This window comes from Limnospira sp. PMC 289.06 (assembly GCF_032350395.1).
Taxonomy (GTDB): domain Bacteria; phylum Cyanobacteriota; class Cyanobacteriia; order Cyanobacteriales; family Microcoleaceae; genus Limnospira; species Limnospira platensis.
The window spans coordinates 1-386 of sequence record NZ_JARPLC010000520.1 but is presented as its reverse complement, the minus strand read 5'-3'; the positions used below and the strand labels follow the sequence as shown (position 1 = coordinate 386).

Below are 386 nucleotides of genomic sequence, written 5' to 3'. Positions count from 1 at the left end.
GACTTTCACCTCATACGGCTCCTAGTTTGACCGTCTCCTTGTTAAGAGTACAGCATCATCTCTTCATCAAGAGCTGTTTTATCATCGTGACAATGGCGATGTAATAGTTGAAGATTCTTGTATTCATCCTTTCCGCCTTGGCTTCTAGGTACAATATGGTCTACTTCAATAAAGTCTGACGGGGTAAAGAATTGCCCACACCAGGTACATCTACCTTTTGGTTTCTTGAGTAGTTTTGCAACTCTATTTGGCGTATCGATTGCTTGTCCTTTCCTGTTTGCCCAGTAAGTCCAATTTCCGTCATAAAGTGTTGCTTCCGGGCGTATTAGGGTGTGTCTGACAATTGGAGTCCACTTATGTTTCCATAATTGGATTCCATCTTTGGT

At 42.2% G+C, this 386-nt stretch carries 1 protein-coding gene; it reads right to left on the bottom strand.

The window, feature by feature from the left end; genetic code table 11:
* Positions 1–41: 41 nt before the first annotated feature.
* The coding region (locus tag P5674_RS26085; RefSeq protein ID WP_315670509.1) for an HNH endonuclease signature motif containing protein at positions 42–386 on the bottom strand (345 nt) is incomplete at its 5' end.